Origin of the sequence: Pedobacter nyackensis, from assembly GCF_900176505.1 — a bacterium.
Classification (GTDB): Bacteria; Bacteroidota; Bacteroidia; order Sphingobacteriales; family Sphingobacteriaceae; genus Pedobacter; species Pedobacter nyackensis.
Genome location: NZ_FWYB01000001.1, coordinates 418,911 through 438,986 on the forward strand (window position 1 = coordinate 418,911; position 20,076 = coordinate 438,986).

At 39.9% G+C, this 20,076-nt stretch carries 13 protein-coding genes; 11 read left to right on the top strand and 2 right to left on the bottom strand.

What is annotated here, in order from left to right; all coding sequences use genetic code 11:
- The first annotated feature begins 19 nt into the window (after window positions 1-19).
- Window positions 20-1,234, top strand: a complete 1,215-nt coding sequence (locus B9A18_RS01760; RefSeq protein ID WP_084286944.1) for a glycoside hydrolase family 88 protein — start codon at window positions 20-22, stop codon at window positions 1,232-1,234.
- 76 nt (window positions 1,235-1,310) lie between these two features.
- Window positions 1,311-2,705 carry a BNR repeat-containing protein gene (locus tag B9A18_RS01765; protein WP_159452579.1) on the top strand — a complete coding sequence of 465 codons (1,395 nt, stop codon included), beginning with the start codon at window positions 1,311-1,313 and terminating at the stop codon, window positions 2,703-2,705.
- A gap of 108 nt (window positions 2,706-2,813) precedes the next feature.
- Here B9A18_RS01765 and B9A18_RS01770 read toward each other — a convergent pair whose 3' ends face one another.
- Window positions 2,814-4,346, bottom strand: a complete 1,533-nt coding sequence (locus B9A18_RS01770) for a RagB/SusD family nutrient uptake outer membrane protein (protein WP_084286946.1) — start codon at window positions 4,344-4,346, stop codon at window positions 2,814-2,816.
- Between the two features lie 10 nt (window positions 4,347-4,356).
- Complete coding sequence (locus B9A18_RS01775; protein WP_084286947.1) at window positions 4,357-7,632, bottom strand: SusC/RagA family TonB-linked outer membrane protein; 3,276 nt, start codon at window positions 7,630-7,632, stop codon at window positions 4,357-4,359.
- Between the two features lie 291 nt (window positions 7,633-7,923).
- On the opposite strand from B9A18_RS01775, the gene B9A18_RS01780 reads away from it, so the two are divergent.
- From B9A18_RS01780 to B9A18_RS01820, 9 genes are all read left to right on the top strand, one after another.
- Window positions 7,924-8,799, top strand: a complete 876-nt coding sequence (locus tag B9A18_RS01780; RefSeq protein ID WP_084286948.1) for a hypothetical protein — start codon at window positions 7,924-7,926, stop codon at window positions 8,797-8,799.
- A gap of 221 nt (window positions 8,800-9,020) precedes the next feature.
- Window positions 9,021-9,776 (top strand): SDR family oxidoreductase, encoded by a 756-nt coding sequence (locus tag B9A18_RS01785; protein WP_200816291.1) that lies wholly within the window; start codon window positions 9,021-9,023, stop codon window positions 9,774-9,776.
- 206 nt (window positions 9,777-9,982) lie between these two features.
- Complete coding sequence (locus B9A18_RS01790) at window positions 9,983-11,098, top strand: helix-turn-helix domain-containing protein (RefSeq protein WP_084286950.1); 1,116 nt, start codon at window positions 9,983-9,985, stop codon at window positions 11,096-11,098.
- A 73-nt stretch (window positions 11,099-11,171) separates the two neighbouring features.
- The gene (locus B9A18_RS01795) at window positions 11,172-12,167 is read left to right on the top strand and encodes an alpha/beta fold hydrolase (RefSeq protein WP_084286951.1); all 996 of its coding nucleotides are present in this window, start codon (window positions 11,172-11,174) and stop codon (window positions 12,165-12,167) included.
- Between the two features lie 22 nt (window positions 12,168-12,189).
- On the top strand, window positions 12,190-12,861 hold the full coding sequence (locus B9A18_RS01800; protein WP_084286952.1) for a hypothetical protein: 672 nt from the start codon (window positions 12,190-12,192) through the stop codon (window positions 12,859-12,861).
- Window positions 12,862-12,962: 101 nt separating this feature from the next.
- Window positions 12,963-13,598: an RNA polymerase sigma-70 factor gene (locus tag B9A18_RS01805; protein ID WP_144009367.1), complete on the top strand. Its 636-nt coding sequence runs from the start codon at window positions 12,963-12,965 to the stop codon at window positions 13,596-13,598.
- A gap of 80 nt (window positions 13,599-13,678) precedes the next feature.
- Complete coding sequence (locus B9A18_RS01810; RefSeq protein ID WP_084286954.1) at window positions 13,679-14,671, top strand: FecR family protein; 993 nt, start codon at window positions 13,679-13,681, stop codon at window positions 14,669-14,671.
- Between the two features lie 172 nt (window positions 14,672-14,843).
- Window positions 14,844-18,248, top strand: coding sequence for a TonB-dependent receptor (locus B9A18_RS01815; RefSeq protein ID WP_159452580.1), 3,405 nt, complete (start codon window positions 14,844-14,846; stop codon window positions 18,246-18,248).
- 19 nt (window positions 18,249-18,267) lie between these two features.
- Window positions 18,268-19,947 carry a RagB/SusD family nutrient uptake outer membrane protein gene (locus tag B9A18_RS01820; protein ID WP_084286956.1) on the top strand — a complete coding sequence of 560 codons (1,680 nt, stop codon included), beginning with the start codon at window positions 18,268-18,270 and terminating at the stop codon, window positions 19,945-19,947.
- The last annotated feature ends 129 nt before the right edge of the window (window positions 19,948-20,076 follow it).

Here is a 20,076-nt window from a genome sequence, read left to right on the forward strand (position 1 = left end):
CCACCCTAATTCCAAAAAAATGATATATCAACCGATCACCTCATTCTTTAAAGCCACACTTGCATTAATTGTACTTTTATCTTTATCGCAGTTCTGCTTTTCGCAGAAACTAAATTATATCCCCAAAAAAAAGGTGTTGAGCGCAATAAATAGAAATATTGAAGATGCTACTACTCAATATAAATTTTTGAAGAACACCATCCCTAAAAATAAATTGCCACGAACTTTTGAGAATGGGAGACTTATTACCAGCAATTCTGATTGGTGGTGTAGTGGGTTTTACCCGGGAACGTTATTTTACCTTTTTGAACTAACAAGGGACTCTGTTTTGAAAACAGAGGGATTGAGAAATCTGATCCTTTTGGAGAAAGAACAATACAACAAGGGGACACATGATCTGGGGTTTATGATTAATAATAGTTTTGGAATCGCAAATCAACTATTCCCAAATAAATCATATCAAAATATATTAATTACCAGTGCTCAATCACTGGCAAGTCGATTCGACCCTAAAGTGGGCTGTATACGATCATGGAATAATAAAAAACCCGGAGACTTTTTAGTAATCATAGACAATATGATGAATTTAGAGCTTTTATTTAATGCAACTAAACTTTCAGGAGACTCGACATATTATAAAATTGCTATTAAGCATGCAAATACAACCATGAGCAATCATTTTAGATCGGATTATAGTTCCTATCACGTGCTTGAATATAATACCGAGACAGGTAAACCATTGCTAAAGCGTACAGATCAAGGCTTTGGTAACGAATCAGCATGGGCAAGAGGTCAAGCATGGGGCTTATATGGTTTTACCATGATGTATACCGAGACAAAAAATAAAAAATACCTCGATTTTGCAAATCACATCGCTAACTTCATTATCACTAACCCTAATTTACCAGCCGATCAGATTCCGTATTGGGATTTTGATGTACCTAAAAATCCACAGACTTATCGCGATGCCTCAGCAGCAGCAATTATTGCCTCTGCATTAATCGAGTTAGCTAAATTTAACAAAGCTGGTTTGGCCACAAAATACCTAACCGTTGCCGAAAAAATCATCCTTCAGTTTTCAACCCATCAATATAAAAGTGCAAACGGACAAAATGGGGGATTCCTTTTAAAGCATAGTGTAGGTAGTTTGCCCCATAATTCAGAAGTGGATGTGCCATTAACTTATGCTGACTACTATTATGTAGAAGCAATGAAAAGATATTTAAACCTTTAATAATTTTAATTCTTAATATCCTAAAATGAAAAAGTCATTTTTACATAAATTGTTGTGCCTATTTTTTATCCTATGTATGTGTTTGGTAAAACAATCGTATAGTCAGGGCAAGCTTAAAAATAAACTTAAGTCATCAATATCTATTATTGATTCTAGTGGTTTAAGTTTAGCAAATGGCACCTATGGAAATATCATCAACGGACAAAGTTTCCAGCAAGATGCGCTAACAAGTGCTAATGGCTGGCAGTATATTACTTATTATGATGCCGAGAGACATGTTTGCGTGGGTAGGAGAAAATTACCATCATCGAAGTGGGAAATAGTTAGATTAACAGATTATCGCTTTTCTAAAAATAAAAGCCAACAGAATGATGCCCACAACACAATTAGTATAGGCCTTTGTGAAAAGGATGGTACGATCCATTTATCATTTGACCAGCATGGTGGAGGATTAAATTATCGCGTTTCCAAAACAGGAATACTGGGGCATCCAGAAAAAGTGCAATGGGAATCCACATTATTTACTCCTGTGATCAATTATCTGGAAAAGGGTAAGCCTATTTTGGCAATTTCGTATCCTGCGTTTATAAGTACCCCGCAGGGAAATTTGCTCTTTGTATTTAGGAATGGATATAGTGGAAATGGCGATTGCATACTTGTAAGTTACGATGGCAGTAAAAGCAAATGGTATAACTCACGCACTTTTATATCTGGAAAAGGGATATATGTAGATCCACAGGCTGGTGCAAGTAAAGCCCGCAATGCATACTTAAACAATATTTGCTTTGATCGGGTTGGACGTTTACACATTTCATGGACATGGCGAGAAATTGTAGCATCAGTAGGTAACCGCGATATTTGTTATGCCTATAGTACTGACAATGGAGATTCCTGGCTTGATCAAAAAAATGTAAGGATTACCGCACCAACATCAGCTGCAACAACAGAAAGTATAGATACTCAAACACCTAACATTCTTGTAAGAAGATTAGACCGTGGCTGGGGTATGATCAATCAGCAATCTCAAGTAATAGATCATAATTTAACTCCTCATATCGTGATGTCACATAGAAAAAAAGAAGGACTACCTGGATGGTCCAAAATGGATGATGCCCTATATTTTCATTATTATAAAACGGGAGATAACTGGATAGCACAACAAATACCTTTTATAGGAAACAGGCCAAAATTATTAGCGGATAAAAACAATAATCTATACTTAATTTTCATTCGTAAAGGCAATTTTGACTTTATAAATCAGGGAGCACCCTTGGTAATTGTTAAAGCAAAATCAAAAAATAACTGGGCAGACTGGACAAGTGTTTATGAATCAAAAGAGCATTATTTTAATGAGGTTCAACTTGACGTAAAAAGATGGACTGCGGACAATGTGCTATCAATTATGGGGCAGGCCCTTCCAATCAACATAGGAGCTGCATCAGCAATTAAAGTAATTGACATCAAGCTTTAATCCATCTTCTTCATCCAAAATAAGGTTCTCTAAAGCAATTATACTAACTAAAGAGATGGCGACTTTAATTATAGTCGCCATCTCTTTAGTTAGTATAAAAACGTTCCGTTAATTATAGCCTGGATTCTGATACATCTTTACAGGATCTAATTTAACCTCATCAAAGGGAATTGGATAATACCTGTCTTTTAAAGTTACATTGGTTAATTTAGCAATTCCATAAGATGCTTGTGGTTTTGCTTTTAGATAAGTGACCAACTCTGCTTCCGTAAAATTCCTAATTAAATCAAACCATCTTTGGTGTTCAAAGGCAAATTCAACACGACGTTCATGCAAAATGGCAAGTTTTAACGTTGGGAATTTTGTAGCATAGTCTGGATTTAATGTAGAAACAGCATATGCCGGCATTGCTGCGCGGGTTCTAACCTTATCTAAATACTGGATAGCAGTTGCATTATTTCCTTGTAACATGTTTACTTCTGCCAACATTAAGATGACATCTGCGTAACGCATTAAAATCCAATCATTTCCTCCATAGCCATTATTTGTTGCATTGGCACTTGCATCACGAAACTTGGTGATGAACCAATCTTTAACAATCGGGTCGTTTGCATACTTTACGGAGTAGTCTTTTCTTAAATCGGCGACTTCATATTCGTTGATCAAATCCAGTTTAACATTAGCGCCACTGCCAGTCGATACTTTTAGTGAGTTGATAGTCTCGCCTTTTGCCTGATTATTCGCGGCAATACTTGAGCTATAAGTAATATCGCCCTGCTTATTTGCAATAACGAATATTGACTCTTTGTTTGTTGTCTTTTTTGCAACGTCAAAAACATCAGGATAAGGTATTTCAGATAATTCGCCAAAAGTCTTCATGTTATATGCTGCTAACAGATAAGTATTGGCATTGGCCAGGTTTTCTTGCTTATTATTTGGAAGTGTAGAAGCCATTGTTAAGTAAGCCTTGCCCAGATAAGCATTTATGGCAGCTTTAGAGGTTCGGCCAATTCCGGAAGCTGCTTGAAGATTCGGTAAGGTACTATTCAAACCATCCTTTAAATCAGCGACGATCTGATTATAGACTTCTGCTTCAGGAACGCGAAATGTGTTTTTAGACACTTCATCAGGTGTATTTAAGGGCTTAGTTACCATAGGTACAGCACCCCATTTTCTAACCAGTTCGAAATACATCAGGGCCCTGATAAATTTAGCTTCCGCAGTATAGTTTGCCTTATTGGCTGCAATGGTAAATGTTACCTTATCAATATTTGCAAGAATAACATTGCATCTGGTGATAGATTGATATAATGCCAGCCAGTGACTTTTTAAATAAGAATTACTGGGTAGTAAGGAAAAATCATTAAACTGGAATGGTTCACCCGCATTACTTTGATTGTCGTTTCGACCAGCGTCATCGGAACGCTCATCGGTAAACAGACCACTATTTTCACCTACTGTGTTACTGCTTCTTAAGGATTGGTATGCACCATTAACAGCAAGCAAAACATCATTTTCCGTATTGAAATAATTCTCCACAGCAACCGCATTAGGATTGCGCTGATTCAAAAAATCTTTCTTACATGCACCTAAGCTCAAAACAATGCCTAATGCAAATACGTTATAAATATTTTTTTTCATTTCTTTAATTCTAAAAAGTAAGTTTAAGACCTAAATTGTATGCTCTGGCCAATGGATAGTTTCCATAATCTACGCCCGGCGCCAGGTTGTTTCCGGCACTGTAATCTACCTCGGGATTGTACCCCTTATAATCGGTAATTGTGAAGGCATTATCCACGCTTGCAAAAATTCGGATATTGCTTACCTTCATCGCATTAGCCAATGTTTTTGGAAAGCTATACCCTAGTGTGATATTGGTACACCTGAAGTATGAACCGTCTTGAATATAGAAACTCGAAAGACGTGTGCTATTGCTCTGGGTACCTGCTCTTGATGCACGATAAACCAATCCTGAACCGGGATTAGCCTCATTACGGTAACGATTTGCTACATCGGCATACTGATTGCCCGAACCTTCCATATTATACAGGTAATAATCCTGTCCATCTAAAACCTCGTTACCATACGAACCATTGAATGAAGCTCTAAAATCAAGCGTTTTGTAGGAAGTGTTTAATGCAAAGCCATAGGTGAACTTTGGATAAGGTGTGCCAATTACAGTTTTATCTGCATCGTTAACAATTCCATTTCCGTCTGTATCCTGAAAATATAAATCACCAACCTTTAATGGATTAGTTGATGCAGATGAAGGAGCAACTTTACTCAGATTATCTGCTGTCACTCTACCCAATACCTTGAAACCGTAAAACATTCCAATTGGCTGGCCTTCTTGCGTAATGTGTGTAATGTATGAGCGTTCTGCACCAGCAGTATAAATCGTACTTGCGCCACCCATATCCAACACCTCATTACGGTTAACGGCTATATTACCACTTAAACCAAGCGTGAAATTTTTATGCTGAATAATTCTTCCATCGACCTGAATATCAAACCCTTTGTTATGCACCTTGCTATCTGCAAGATTGGTTAAGATTGATGATGTGCCTGAAATAGCAGAGATTGGCTGATTAAACAAAAGATTATAAGAATAACTTAAATAATAATTGGCGATTACGAATAACCGGTTTTTGAATAAGCTGATATCTGTTCCGAAGTTGTATTGAGAGGTTGATTCCCAGCCCAAGCGCTGATCTTGTATGGCATTAGGCCAGATAGCAGTAGAAATGGCATTGCCAAAAACAACGCCTCCCGGAGCACTTAGTTCCTGAGCAGTTCTGTAATCTGGAATGTTATTGTTTCCGCTCAATCCCCAACTCGCTCTTATTTTGACTCTGGATTGTTCACCTAATAAGTTGTTGTAAAAGCTTTCGTCAGATAAATTCCAACCAGCGGCCACCGAAGGGAAATTTCCATATTTATTCAAAGGACCGAATCTTGATGAACCATCACGACGGAATGAACCTGTTAAAAAATATTTGCCCGCATAGTTGTAACTAAAACGACCAAAATAGGAAAGGAGCGTATTTACTGATTTACCCGTTTTGGAATTATCCAGTGTGAAAAATCCAGCATCAGCACCCTTATCAGTAATCTCACCTATATAATCGTTTTGGAAACCTGTTGCAGATACACGAATCAGATCACTTGTTGTCTTTTGTGCAGAATATCCTCCAAGAACATCCAGGCTGTGCTTACCAAAAGTCTTGTTATAATTCAAGGTGAATTCGGCCAGCTGATCAACCTGGCTCAAAGTCTGAGCGATAGCAGTTGCTGCCTTTAGTGATGCCGTAGAGAAGGGTGGGTTATTACCGTTACTCAAGCTTGTAGGTAAATAATAGTCGTACTTTTCGTTGTAGGTCTGTGTACCCAGATTCGCTTTGAAAGATAAACCTTCTAAAACTTTATACGTCGCATTGGCGTTGTAGTAACTTCTGTCGCCTTTTCTGGTGATTTTCATCTGTTCTACTGTTGATAAAGGGTTCTCTGGATTTTGTACGCCGAAAGCAGATGAGCGCTCACCCATCCCGAATTGAATGGGATTTCCGTTAGCATCTCTGGCTGGGAGAAAGGGAATATAGATAAGTGCCGACATCATTGGACTTAAATTATAACGACCTTCCTGCACTTCCCGATTGGTGTTCTGCGTATAGGCGAAATTACCACCCACACGTAAACGTTTAGTTACCTGACCATCAATGTTACCCCTAAAGTTGAGCACTTTCTGACCTGTATTAGTCACAATACCGTCGTTATCCTGATAACCACCACTTAGGAAATATTTAATGTCCTGACTTCCGCCTGAAAAGGAGAGGTTATGGCGTTGAAAAGTTGCATTTTTATAAAGCTCATCCTGCCAATCGGTATTATATGTGGCTGGAATAGCTTGCTGCGTGCTAAGGTTGTAAATATCTGTTGGAATACTTACACTAGCTCCATTGCCAACGTTTGCAATACGAGTGGCATTATTATCGCCAAACATAGCATCGTTCCAGGTTTTACCTGAGTTAACCCATAAATCCTTATAAGCATTATTCCTTCCATCGATCATGAGCTGAATGAACTGATTGGCATCAAGCAATTTCACTTTTTTAGCCAGCTGAGAGAAACCACCCTGCACATCATACTCAAAATGGCTTTGACCTTCCTTACCGCGTTTGGTTGTGATGAGTACAACACCACCAGATGCTCTGGAACCATAAATCGCTGCCGAGGCTGCATCCTTCAATATGTCAATCGTTTCGATATCCTCAGGATTTATAGAAATGTTGTTTCCTGCAGGATAGCCATCAATTACATATAGTGGGTCAGAACTTGCATTGATCGAACCTACTCCTCTTACTCTTATTTTGGTACCTGAATAGGGGGCACCACCGGTTTGAGAAACCTGAACACCTGCAACCTTGCCCACGAGAGCCTGTCCAACTGTTGGGGCACTTAGGTTTAACTCAGCTGCCTTGACGCTGCTAATGGCTCCGGTTAGATCAGATTTTCTAACTTTCTGATAACCAATTGCTACTACCTCATCCAGGGTGTTGTTGCTTTCTTTTAAAATAACATTTAAAGTACGGCTGCCAGTAACGATAACTTCTTCTGAATTATAGCCTATAAACGAAAAGACCAAAGTTGTTCCCCCATCTACAGCAATTGTATATTTACCGTTACTGTCAGTCACGGTAGTTTTTTTTGTTCTCTTATCATATATACTTACGCCAGGTATCGGTAGCTGTTTTTCGTCTTTAACAGTTCCACTTATACTGATGGCTGTTTTTTGGTTTGCAATAGGCAACCTATAGCTGTTGCTGCGCTCTGCCTTTAATGTGGTATTGCAAATTACCAGCAATCCTATTGGCAAAAGCAACTTACTGCAGGTACGTTTAACACCTGCGGTTAAAAAAAATGATGTCATCTTTTAATTGTTAGTAATGGTTTTGAATAACTTATTATTTTTTGAAATGATTTGTGGAGATATTGGATTTACATAAGCTTATGTTTTGAACCGTGTTTTTTTAAATTAACTTTCTCCAAAAGTATAAGTGTATTTTTAACACGATGTGTCTTTATTGTTAAGCCTGAGCGGCTGTTTTTTTAATGCATCCAGCTTGTATCCATTCAAAGCCTAAAAACTTTCATGAGAGATTAATATGCTATTGATCCTGGCTTAATGGTGCTTCTATATCTTGTAGAAATTTAATAGTGCATGAAAAGCTTACCATTATTATTAACAGCGGGGTTATTTGCTACACTTCTTTTCGTTAAACCACAAAATCAAGTAAATGGGAGGGTGGTAAAATCATTTACGGTAGATTCTTTGGGTGCTTGTCAGGGTATTTCTCGACAGCAGGAGCGCATATTCTTATATGGCGATCGCGATGTGGGCGTTGTGCGAGAGTATCGGTTTAAGAATGATTCACTGATCTATCAGAACAAGGAATATAAGTTTACCATGGACGGTATTAATACCATTAAGCACCCTACTGGTTTGGCTTATAGACCGGGACTACCAACCTTTATTGGAAACTCTATTCGTCAAAATGCGGAAGGTACCAGTTGGAAAGCCATAATTTATTCAATCGACTGGCATGGATTTTTAAAGAGTAGAACGTTAGATGGTAACTTGTTACAAACTATTGAGGACGATGCCTGCATTCAGGGAACAAGGCCTGAATATATAAAATTTGGGAATAAATGGTATATGGCTACCGCCGACTATGGTAACAGAGGTAATGAAGTTCGTTTGTATGACCCAATCAGATTATCTAAGGCTTTGAAAACAAGTGAAAAAGGTGTTTTATATAAAAAATTCACTTGTTCTCCTTGGGTACAAAATCTTCACTTTATCGAAAAAACAGGCGTCTTGGTGCTGATTCAAAATCAGATAGAGGGACGGAAATGGAGATTAACATTCCTTGACCTGGAAAAATCTCTGGAACGTGGTCACGAAGTTGTCTTGAAAGTGATTGATACGGATAAGGAGGATGAACTTGAAGGGTTTACGCTAACAAGCGACCCAAATATGGCTATCGCGGTTAGCTCGTCCAGAAAAAATAATGTGAGTTTGGTAAAAATTAGATAGTAAGTCCAGTTGCCCTTCCGGTATATGGATACCAGGGGCGCGCGCCTATTTTGTTTAATCGGCTCAATAGGTATAATTGGCTATATAAAGAATGGCCTCATTTTTCTTACTCGACAGAGGAACTTCAACCTATTGCAATTGCATTTGTAAATAGTTAGCAAGAAACGGATTTTATAAAATAGGAAACAGCTGCAGTTTTGCATCATAAATTTAAAAGATAAATGATGACAAAATTGAATAACAAAGTAGCCTTAATTACAGGCGGAACAAGTGGAATAGGTAAAGCCACAGCTATTGATTTTATAGAAAATGGCGCATCAGTAATTATTACTGGTCGATTTCAAAACACTATTGATGAAACAATAAATGAACTTGGAGAAAAAGCCAAAGGCATCGTTTCTGATGCAGGGAAAATGGCAGACCTTTTGGAATTAGGCGATAAAGTAAAATTAGTTTCCTCACAAATTGATATCTTATATGTAAATGCAGGTTTTGGAAAGTATGCTGCTATTGAACAAATAGATGAAAATCACTTTGACGAACAGTTTAATGTAATTGTAAAAGGAACATTATTTACTGTTCAACAAATTTTACCGTTAATGAAAGAAGGCGGTGCTATTATTTTAAATACTTCCATTGTAACTGAAATTGGGATGCAAAATTCTTCAGTTTATTCGGCAGCAAAAGCCGCAGTTCAATCATTTGTAAAAACGTTTGCATCAGAACTAGCTGCTAAAAAAATTAGAATTAATGCAGTTAGTCCAGGGCCAATTGCAACAAATTACTTTGACCGCTCTAATTTAACAGCAGAACAAATACAAGGTATTGCAGGTGCCGTATTGCCACAAGTTCCACTTGCCCGTTTCGGACAACCTTTTGAAGTAGCGAAAGCAATTACTTTTCTTGCATCAGAAGATGCATCTTTTATGCACGGGACAGAAATATTTGTTGATGGTGGATTTCCTAAAATCAAATAAAATCTGAGAATATTATCCTTTTCAAGGGACTTATATTTGGTGAAATGGCACCAGATATAAGTTTTAATCAATTTTCCTGCTGTGTTGAAACAGTTTACTTTGCATCCCGTATTTTTTGTAGTTTCGCGATCAAGAGCTTTACAGGTAGTACATCTAGACCATGTTTAAAAAAATGCAGAGCTGATTAAAATAAATCATACCATGATATGCTGCATTTAATAGGAATCATCATTTCCCTTTTTCTATCTGTCATCCTCTTTACTAAAAAAGGAAAATCACAAGCTGATGTAATTCTTTCTGTTTGGTTGTTCTTTATTGGTGCTCATCTTTCTGTATTCTACATTCACCTTACTGGTCAATATGTTAAATTTCCTTATTTCCTTGGCTTTGAAATTCCCCTGCCGTTAATCCACGGACCATTTTTGTATTTATACACTAGATCTTTAACCAGCCAAAATAACAGAAGAGAGCATTGGGCAATTCATTTTGTGCCACTTATTATGGCAGCTGGTCTATTGTATAGGTTCTTTATTCTTTCATATGATAAGAAAATTGGGGTTTATATAAATTCCGGTGCCGGATTTGAAAATGTGATGAGGTGGATATATCTGGCTACACTATTGTCGGGGGTGATGTATGTTATTTTATCATTGTCTTTGCTGAGAAAATACGCTGCATATATTGCTAATCAATTTTCTGACTTGGAAAGGATAAATCTAAATTGGTTAAGGTATTTGATCCTGGGAATTGGCATAACCTGGATATCTGTTTTTTTTGCCAATGATATTTTAACCTTTACAATAATCGATCTTTTTATTCTGTTCCTTGGGTATTTTGGAGTAAAGCAAGTTGGTGTTTTTACGAATAGAAATATCACAAATCAGACGATTAATGAGAAAATAGATGAGGCAGCCGTTGCCAATGCCACAGAAAAAATCAAATACCAAAAATCTCCTGCCGATGAGACTTTATTGTTAAAAATCCATCATGATCTTGAAGTTTTAATGCAAGGTGAAAAGTTATATAAGGATCCGGATCTAAACTTAGATGAATTGGCGCAAAGATTAAATGTTAACGCTAATATTTTGTCGCAGGTAATTAACGCTATTGAAAACAAAAACTTTTTCGATTATATCAATGAACAACGGATCGCTGAATTTATAGAGATCTCAGTCTTGCCAGAAAATCGAAAATTTACCTTTCTTGCTTTAGCTTACGAAGTGGGCTTCAATTCTAAAACCTCTTTTAACAGAAATTTCAAGAGCATAACAGGGCAAACCCCCACAATGTATTTAAAAGAACAAAAAATACAATTAAAATAAGTACCACCTTACCCGTTGGGACGATGGGGGAAGATGTTTAGATCATTTTTGCAGCATTATTTAAACTTAAAAAATGTATCGAAACAAATTACTTTCATCCATCCTCTTACTCTCAATTTTTGTATTTTCTTGTAAAAAGGAAATGAGAATTGATGAACCTGGCAACTTAGTCCCAAAAACAGTTGATCAAAATTCCTGTCTTCCTTCAATTGTTATAAATGGAGCAAAACTACATGCCGAAACTTTTGGAAATCCAAACGATCCGATTATTTTCGTTTTACATGGTGGGCCTGCATCAGATTATCGATACCTGCTCAACTGTAAAGAATTTGCAGACAACGGATATTTTGTAGTTTTTTATGATCAGCGTGGAACAGGTTTATCTCAACGATTTCCACGTTCGTATTACACAGGTATACAAACCTCTTTTGATGACCTGAATGGTGTAATTACACATTATAGAAAATCACCAACACAGAAAATTTTCTTATTGGGACACTCTTGGGGCGCGATGCTGGCTGGTGCCTACATTAACCAATACCCAACTGCCGTAAATGGAGCAGTACTGGCAGAACCTGGTGGTTTAAAGTGGAAGGACGTAGACGAATATGTAAAACGCTCCCGTAAGATGGACATTACTGGCGAAGCATTAAATAATGCAACCTATATGGATCAATTTCTGACGGGTAAAGAAGATGAACATGCCATTTTAGACTATAAGTATAAATTACTGGCTTCAACTGGTGACGAAAATGATAACGTAGGCAATGAAGGCCTTTTGCCTTTCTGGCGTCCTGGTTTTGTATTGCAGGATGTGTACTTTAACATTCTTAAAAAAGAAAATTCTGATTGGACCCCCCATTTAAAACAGTTTACCACAAAGATCTTATTCATTTACAGCGAGCGAAACAAACCCTATGGTCTGGACCATGCAAAACAAGTATCATCTGCATTTCCAAATGTTCAGTTGTTTGAAACAAAAGGAGCGGGACATGATATGCTTTCTTTTCCGACCGGTTGGAAAAACACTCATCCAACAATTCTCGACTACTTCAACACTTTAAAATAAGCTCTTCAAATAAAATATTCAAATGAAACATAAAATTATCATCGTTATAACGGTATTGTTGTATTCGTTATGCAATTATTGTCAGGCACAAAGTATAAACTGGAAGACATTAAAAGACGAAGACCGACACATAGTGAACCTAAATTTAGGAATTGACTATGGTATAATTTACGGAATTGGTTACGGCTATCACCTCAAGACAAAATTACCTGTAGTATTAAATGCAGAGTTTTCAATACCATCGGGCAATAAGCTTTTAGATGATTATAAAACTAAAGTCGGAGTCCATGCAAAATTGCTTGAAATGAATAATTTCGCAGTTAGCGTAAATGTTAACGGTGTTCTTAGGCGTTATGAGAATACCTTGGTGAGGCATTTAAACCTGGGCAGTACTGCAAATATTATGATTGGTTATTATGGCCCGAAATGGTATGTAAATGGAGAATTTGGTTTTGATAAGGCTATTGCTACTCATTTTAAACATAAAGATGCTTACAAAAGTAACTTTCCTGAAGTTAAAGATGGTTGGTATGAACCGACGGGTGGTAATGTCCAATATGGAATGCAGGTTGGTTACTCATTTAGTAAAAGCGATATCTTTTTAAAAGGAGGGAAAACTTCTGCAGAAGATTTTAAAACATCACCGACAATTCCAATCTACGTGCAATTGGGTTACAACCTTAAGCTTAAGTAATTTTAGAATGGACACTTTACGGGAGAGACTAGTGGAATCTAGTTCTCTCCCATTTTGAAATCCTTAAATCTTTATCTAATTTAGGCTTTAACCAAATATTTGTGACATTGGCAGTCCTGAAAGCGCGGGTGCCGGTTGCTGTTATAGTCATGCAGAATCTGAATAAAGTTGAGGACGAAATTTTGTTGCAGCTCTTGAAACAAGAGCATATGACTGCTTTTGAGGAAATTTATAACCGCTACTGGGACAAACTTTATGTGGCTGCATACAAACGTCTGCAATCAAAAGAAGTGGCAGAGGAGCTGGTCCAGGATCTTTTTACTTCCCTTTGGTTAAATAGAAAAAAGGTCGAGGTTCATACGGCCCTGTCTGCTTATCTTTTTACCTCGGTGCGATATATGGTGCTTAACCAGATCCAGAAGCAAATCGTGCGGAATAACTACAAAGAATCTCTGGATTTAAACCGTAGAGACAATTCTACTGAAGAGGCCGTATTGCTGAATGACCTTGTATTGAACCTCAATGCTGCCGTAGAGCAGTTGCCGCTAAAATGTAAATCAGTATTTAAACTGAGCCGTGGGGAATACAAAAGCAACAAAGAGATTGCTGCCGAACTGGGCATTTCTGAAAAGACGGTGGAAAATCAGCTGACAAAAGCTTTAAGACGTTTGCGAATGGGTTTAAACAGTTTGCTACTAAGTCTTGTACTACTGCTGCTCCTATTTTTATACAGCTAAATATTTTTTTTTTACACTCACGTAGGGGCTGGGCCATAGCAGGCTCACATACTATTATAACCTTATATAATAGACCTGCGATGAAGAATGACATTTCACCTGATCTGATCCGTAAATATATAGACGGGAGCTGTACTGCTGAGGAAGCTGAGGCTGTCCAAACCTGGTATGCATTGTTTGAAGATGAGCCGGCTCCGCTGATGGATTCGGAGCTGAAAATACGGATGCTTAACCAGGTTAGGGCAAACATTGGTGTAGTAAATGTGCAGCATAAAAAACGTCGTAATAAAGTTCTGCTGTACAGATGGGCAAGTGCTGCTGCCGTTTTAATTGTGGTACTCGGACTTATTTTTTACAGACCTGGAGTGATCTCAGAACAAACAGGTCGTAAAGCCGCCACCGGAAAGCATTCCGATCAGATACTGGTTCACAATACAACTTCCAGCCTCCATAAACATGTTTTATCTGATGGCAGTGTGGTTTGGCTCAATCCTTCGTCGTCCATTAGTTACAGTAAAAAGTTTAGCCCCGACAGCAGGAAGGTGTCGTTAACTGGCAATGCCTTTTTCGAGGTTACCAAAGATAAAAAGCGGCCTTTCATAATTTATGGTGAAGAGGTAATTACAAAAGTATGGGGCACCAGTTTCAGCATCAGTTATGATGCGGAAAGCAAGGCTACCGAGGTAGCTGTATTGACGGGCAAGGTGTCGGTGCGCCCGGATAAACATAATGGGCAGGAAGTGATGCTGCTGCCCAACCAGAAGGCCGTATACGCCAGAATTGAAAACAAGCTGAGCAAGAAGGAGATTGCTGAAGGATCGGCAATCAGTATGTGGAAAAAGGAGAGCGTAGTTTTTGAACACATTACGTTAAGTCAGATTACTAAGGTGCTCAATACAACGTTTGACGTAAATATAGAAGTGGCCGACACTGGGTTGAACGCCTATGTGCTGAAGGCCGATTTTACCGGGCAGAGCCTGCCCGAGATATTACTCATCCTGGAGAAGTCCCTCAACATCCGGTACACCATTGATGGGAAAAACATTACCCTATACAAGCAACAACCACAATAACCAAATTTAAACCAATAACATGAACAGGAAAACAGCGAAGATCATTTATTAAAAGAGATCAGGAGTGCTTGCTACACCCCTGATCGTAAAGAATCGTAATTGAACACCTATGTTGGGCATAGGTGAACGGTTCTTATATGTCTCATTTTTAACCAACGAAACAATCAAATTTATGAATTTTTATTTACTAAAATCCATTGACTGGCGTACAATTATGAAGATCACACTGAGTCAGCTGATCATAGCTTTAGTCCTCACGAGTATGTCTTATGCCGAGAATATTAAAGCACAGGCCATTTTAAACCGGCCTGTAAAATGTAAGATCGACCATTCCAGTTTAGGACAAGCGCTACGGCAAATTGAAAGGTTTGCCAATGTGAAATTTGTTTACAGCAGGGATATCATTCAAACAGATCAGGAAGTATCTGTAGTTGCGAATGATGAGCGGCTGGAGAACATCCTGAATAAGCTGCTAAAGCCTATTGGTATTGCCTATGAGGTGATCAATGACAGGATCATTTTAAGCAAGGCGGTTGTACCAACGGTTACACCGACAACGAGTAATGCGGAGCTGCAAGCTGTAATTAAGGGGCAGGTAACAACGGCTAATGGACAGCCTGTTCCGGGTGTAAGTATAAAATTTAAAGGAAGCGAGGTTGGTACCACGAGTGATACCAATGGAAAATACAGCATTAATGCGCCTTCAGCCGAGGGGGTGCTGGTGTTTACCTATGTTGGATTTAAAACCAGGGAGGTGATCATCAACGGCCGGCAAACCATCAATGTACAGTTGGAAGAGCAGTCTGAAGATCTTTCGGAAGTAGTTGTGGTAGGTTATGGCACGATTAAGCGAACAGACCTCACTGGTGCTGTGGGTACAGTAAGCTCGGCCGATCTGAATAAGACCACTTCAACTAATCTTGGACAGGCTGTTCAGGGAAGGATGAGCGGAGTACAGGTTACGCAGACCTCTGGTCAGCCGGGTGCCGGTGCCGATATTAAAGTGCGTGGAGTTGGGTCGGTGAAGTCTGGAAACAGTCCCCTTATCCTTGTTGACGGTTTTGTAGGCAGTACGAACGATCTGGATGCAGATGATGTGGAATCGATTACTGTGTTAAAGGATGCTTCTGCGGCGGCTATCTATGGTTCAAGGGCTGCAAACGGTGTCTTGCTGGTAACTACAAAACGTGGTAAGGCGGGGAAAACCAATGTAGAGTTTAAATCCGAATATGGCTGGCAGTCGCTCACCAAGCAGCCCAATTACCTTAACGGACCCGATTGGGCCAGACACCAGAACGAAGCGAGGATATACAATGGGAAATCACCGTTCTGGGTGGGCAACCAGGCGCCTGAAACGATTACGCAATGGACAGACTGGTCGGATTATGTATTCAACACTGCGCCTATCCAGGATTATCACATTGGCGTAAATGGAGGTAATGATAAAACAAAATATGCGATAGGATTGGGTTATATTGACCAGAAAGGAACCATCATCGGTACAGATTTTAAAAGGGCCAATGTTCGGATCAATTTTCAGCAGGAGCTGAGCAAACACATTCGCGCAGGTGCAAACCTAAGCTATATCCGCTCGGGATATGCTACTACTATAACTCCTTTTTCTTCATCACAGCCAGCAGCGTTGAATGGGATTACAGCTGCGCCGCCAACTATTCCGGCTTATAACCCTGACGGATTTCCCGGCGCTCCCCGCCCGGGTTTCCCGGGAGAGGCTTTCATTACCAATACGACCTGGAAAACGCCTTCTATAGCCAACGATATGCTGGATAACTATTCGCGTACCAACCGCACCTTCGGGAACCTGTTTGCTGAGGCTGATATTCTACCCGGTTTGAAGTATAAACTGGCGCTTAACGGATCGGTGACCAATAATTTTACTGAAGAGTGGACTGGTAAATGGGCCATTTACTCGCCCACAGATCTGGAACACCTTACCCCGCTTGCGCAAGGTGCCACGGCTACCCTTCGCAATTTATCAAGGGAAAGTTATGTATGGGAGATACAGAACTTGCTGACCTACGATAAGGTTTTTGGTAAGCATAGTATTAATGCCTTATTGGGCTTTTCGGCCGAAAAAGGAGATGGTTACCAGTTTGACGCATCAAAAACGGACTTTCCCAACGAAGATCTCAGGGCATTGGATGCCGGAAATACATTGGGAGCGATAAATGGTGGTTTTGTAAGCCCTTATTCTCTGATCTCCCAGTTTGCAAGGATAAATTATTCATACAACAGCAGGTATCTTTTTCAGGCCAATGTACGCCGTGATGGTTCGTCTGTATTTGCTCCGGGGAGGCAATATGGGGTTTTCCCATCTTTTTCTGCCGGATGGAGAATCTCTGAAGAATCATTTATGAAGAACCTGAAGGTCATCAGTAATTTAAAGATCCGGGGCAGCTGGGGCCAGCTTGGAAACGCAAATATTCCGGCCTATTCCTGGATCAGTACGATAGATGTGCGGGGAGGTGCGATATTTGGTAATCCGCAAAGCCGTCAGCCCGCCTATTATACCAACCAGATGGCCAATGAAAAGGTAAAATGGGAAACCACAACGTCTACCGACCTGGGGATAGAAATCGGTTTATTTAAAGATCGACTGACTTTTGAAGCCGATATTTACGATAAACGTACTACAGATATGCTGCTGGATGCTACAATTCCTTTTACTGCAGGATTTACATCGGGGCCGGTAGTGAATATTGGTGAAGTGCAAAACAAGGGCTGGGAAATGATGCTAAGATACCAGGACAAAGCCGGCAATTTTACTTACAGCGGCTCTTTTAACCTGTCACACAATACGAACAAACTGGTTGATCTGGGAGGTGTTAAACCACTCTTAAGTGGCCCCTTAAAGTCTGATGTTGGCTTGCCTTTGTATTCATACTGGGGTTACGAAGCCGACGGCATCTGGAAAACTATAGCAGAGGTAGCCTCAAATCCTCATGTAACAGGCGATCGTCCGGGTATGGTTAGGTTTAAAGACCGTACCGGGGATGGACTGATTACGGAAGCTGATAAAATGGTTATTGGAAGCAACATTCCGAAGTATGTTTACGGATTTAACTTTGAGTTTGGCTGGAAAGGGATAGACTTGTCGGTATTACTACAGGGAGAAAAGGACAAAGACATGCTGGTTGAATCTGTTTTTGGTGGAAACGGTGAGGGAGAGAACAATAATATAGACAAGTATTACTGGGACAACAGAGCAATCCTTGACGGTGCTGGCAATGTGGTAAGTGGTACCACGCCAGCAGCAGGTGCGGTGAAAGGAGACATGATCTGGAGTAGTTTCCTGGTTCAGGATGCTTCATACTTAAGGGTAAAAAACCTGCAGCTGGGTTATACGTTCCCTAAAAAGCTAATGGCCCCCTTAAAAATTGAATCGCTGCGGTTGTATTTGAATGCTACTAATTTAATTACCTGGACAGATTTTATTGGCTACGACCCCGAAATGAAACCCTCAGAACCAACGGGTGTTGAGGCTTATTCGCGGGGAGGGGTAGATGCCTACCCGGTAGCAAAATCAATCACTGTAGGTGCCCGTCTGGTTTTTTAATCATTTAATCGTTAAAGACATGAACAAGTTAAAATATACAATAGTACTGGTTGTTCTTTTTATGGCAATGACCCAGCAGGGCTGCAAAAAAGGTTTCCTGGACTCCTATCCAAAAAATAGTCTTTCGGCAAGTACTTTCTATAAAACTGAAGCCGATTTTACCAATGCCGTGAATGGTATTTATGATGCGATGCAGGCCGACAGGGAACTGAGCTTTTTTCCTATGACCGATGTAGCTACACCTTTTGCAGGCTTTGGGGAGAACCGTTTTGGCCAGTACGACAATGGCATTTTTGGTGTCAATTCGGGCTGGATCATGGCCCAGACTTTCTGGTCGGCCTGGTATAAGGTGGTTTTTAGAGCAAATGTTGTGCTGGACCGTATTGATGCCGAAGGGGTGACAATGACCGCTAAGGCACACGATCGCTTAAAGGGAGAAGCCCTATTTTTGCGTTCGCTGGCTTATTTTTACCTGACTTACCTTTATGGTGATGTGCCCCTGGTACTGAAAGAGCAGAAATATGATGAGGTACTTGTTCCGCGCAATGCCAAAGCTGAAGTAGTTGCCCGTTTGATCACCGATCTTAAAGCAGCCGAAGTGCTTTTACCCTCAGTAACGGAATACCGCAATACCAAACCTTTACTGGGCCGTGCCAGCAGGGGAGCAGCCAAATCATTGCTGGGGAAGATTTATGTATATGAGAAGAAATGGCCGGAGGCTGAGGCTAAATTGAATGAGGTGATCAATGTAGACAAAGATTATGATCTGGAGCCTAAATTCCTGGATCTTTTCTGGCCTGCTACTGAGAATGGCAAAGAATCCATATTTGAAATACAATATCATGGGGGAGTGAAAGAAGGAAATTCCTATGTGCGTTTTGCTGCTCCAAATACGCTTTCACAGATTTCTACGGCGGGTTTTGGTTATGTGACACCAACCGAAACCTATACCGATCTTTTTGAAACCACAGCCGGTTACCCGGTAAGCAGCACTTTTGTGAGTCGTACGGCTACAGGAAGTGCCTACCGTTTTAAGTTTAATTACCAATCGGCCGATCCGGCGTTTAACCCAACAGCGCCTTATGTTAATCGTGATCCCAGGTTGGCATGGACGGTATGGTATGAAAATACACCCTATATTGCTGAATTTCAGTCGAGAGCCGGACAGACAGGTGTGAAATATCTGCAGGAATATTCTGGAGATAATGGCCATAACACAGTGAAATACATTATAGGAAAGCTAGATCTTACAGCCGGCGATAGTCCGGGTAACATGGTCTTGATTCGTTATGCGGATGTGCTGCTGCTGTATGCAGAAACATTGATTGAATTGAACAGGGGTACGGATGCGGCAGTTTACATCAATAAGGTAAGGCAGCGTCCAAGCGTGATGATGCCAACGTTGCAAACATTACAGACGGTGAGAGGAGAAACGATCATTTCCGACCAGATAAAGATGCGTAAGTTTTTAAGAGAAGAACGATACAGGGAGCTTGCCTTTGAATGGGGACACATGTACATGGATCAGATCAGGTGGGATGTATTTGCCGATGAGATGGTGAAATATTGGACGGCCAATAAGTTTGGCGGTATAAACCCCGCCTTGGGAACTTTTGATAAACGTCATTATTTATGGCCGATCCCCGGAGAGGAGCGGACAAGGAACCCTAAGCTGAGTCAGAATGACGGGTATAATTGAGTTTTCCTGAAATAAGTTGACGGACAAACAAAAATCCCGGTTACTTCAGTAGCCGGTAAAAAGGGAGGCCACTCCCTTTTTACTATCAATTCCTGCTTGATTGTTAGCGTTCAGTAATTTCGAATCAAT

Coding starts and splice junctions, on each gene's coding strand:
- B9A18_RS01795 (WP_084286951.1), top strand. CDS start 11,172: ATGTATCGAAACAAATTACTTTCATCCATCCTCTTACTCTCAATTTTT.
- B9A18_RS01815 (WP_159452580.1), top strand. CDS start 14,844: ATGAATTTTTATTTACTAAAATCCATTGACTGGCGTACAATTATGAAG.
- B9A18_RS01790 (WP_084286950.1), top strand. CDS start 9,983: ATGCTGCATTTAATAGGAATCATCATTTCCCTTTTTCTATCTGTCATC.
- B9A18_RS01800 (WP_084286952.1), top strand. CDS start 12,190: ATGAAACATAAAATTATCATCGTTATAACGGTATTGTTGTATTCGTTA.
- B9A18_RS01810 (WP_084286954.1), top strand. CDS start 13,679: ATGAAGAATGACATTTCACCTGATCTGATCCGTAAATATATAGACGGG.
- B9A18_RS01765 (WP_159452579.1), top strand. CDS start 1,311: ATGTGTTTGGTAAAACAATCGTATAGTCAGGGCAAGCTTAAAAATAAA.
- B9A18_RS01785 (WP_200816291.1), top strand. CDS start 9,021: ATGATGACAAAATTGAATAACAAAGTAGCCTTAATTACAGGCGGAACA.
- B9A18_RS01780 (WP_084286948.1), top strand. CDS start 7,924: ATGAAAAGCTTACCATTATTATTAACAGCGGGGTTATTTGCTACACTT.
- B9A18_RS01760 (WP_084286944.1), top strand. CDS start 20: ATGATATATCAACCGATCACCTCATTCTTTAAAGCCACACTTGCATTA.
- B9A18_RS01820 (WP_084286956.1), top strand. CDS start 18,268: ATGAACAAGTTAAAATATACAATAGTACTGGTTGTTCTTTTTATGGCA.
- B9A18_RS01770 (WP_084286946.1), bottom strand. CDS start 4,346: ATGAAAAAAAATATTTATAACGTATTTGCATTAGGCATTGTTTTGAGC.
- B9A18_RS01775 (WP_084286947.1), bottom strand. CDS start 7,632: ATGACATCATTTTTTTTAACCGCAGGTGTTAAACGTACCTGCAGTAAG.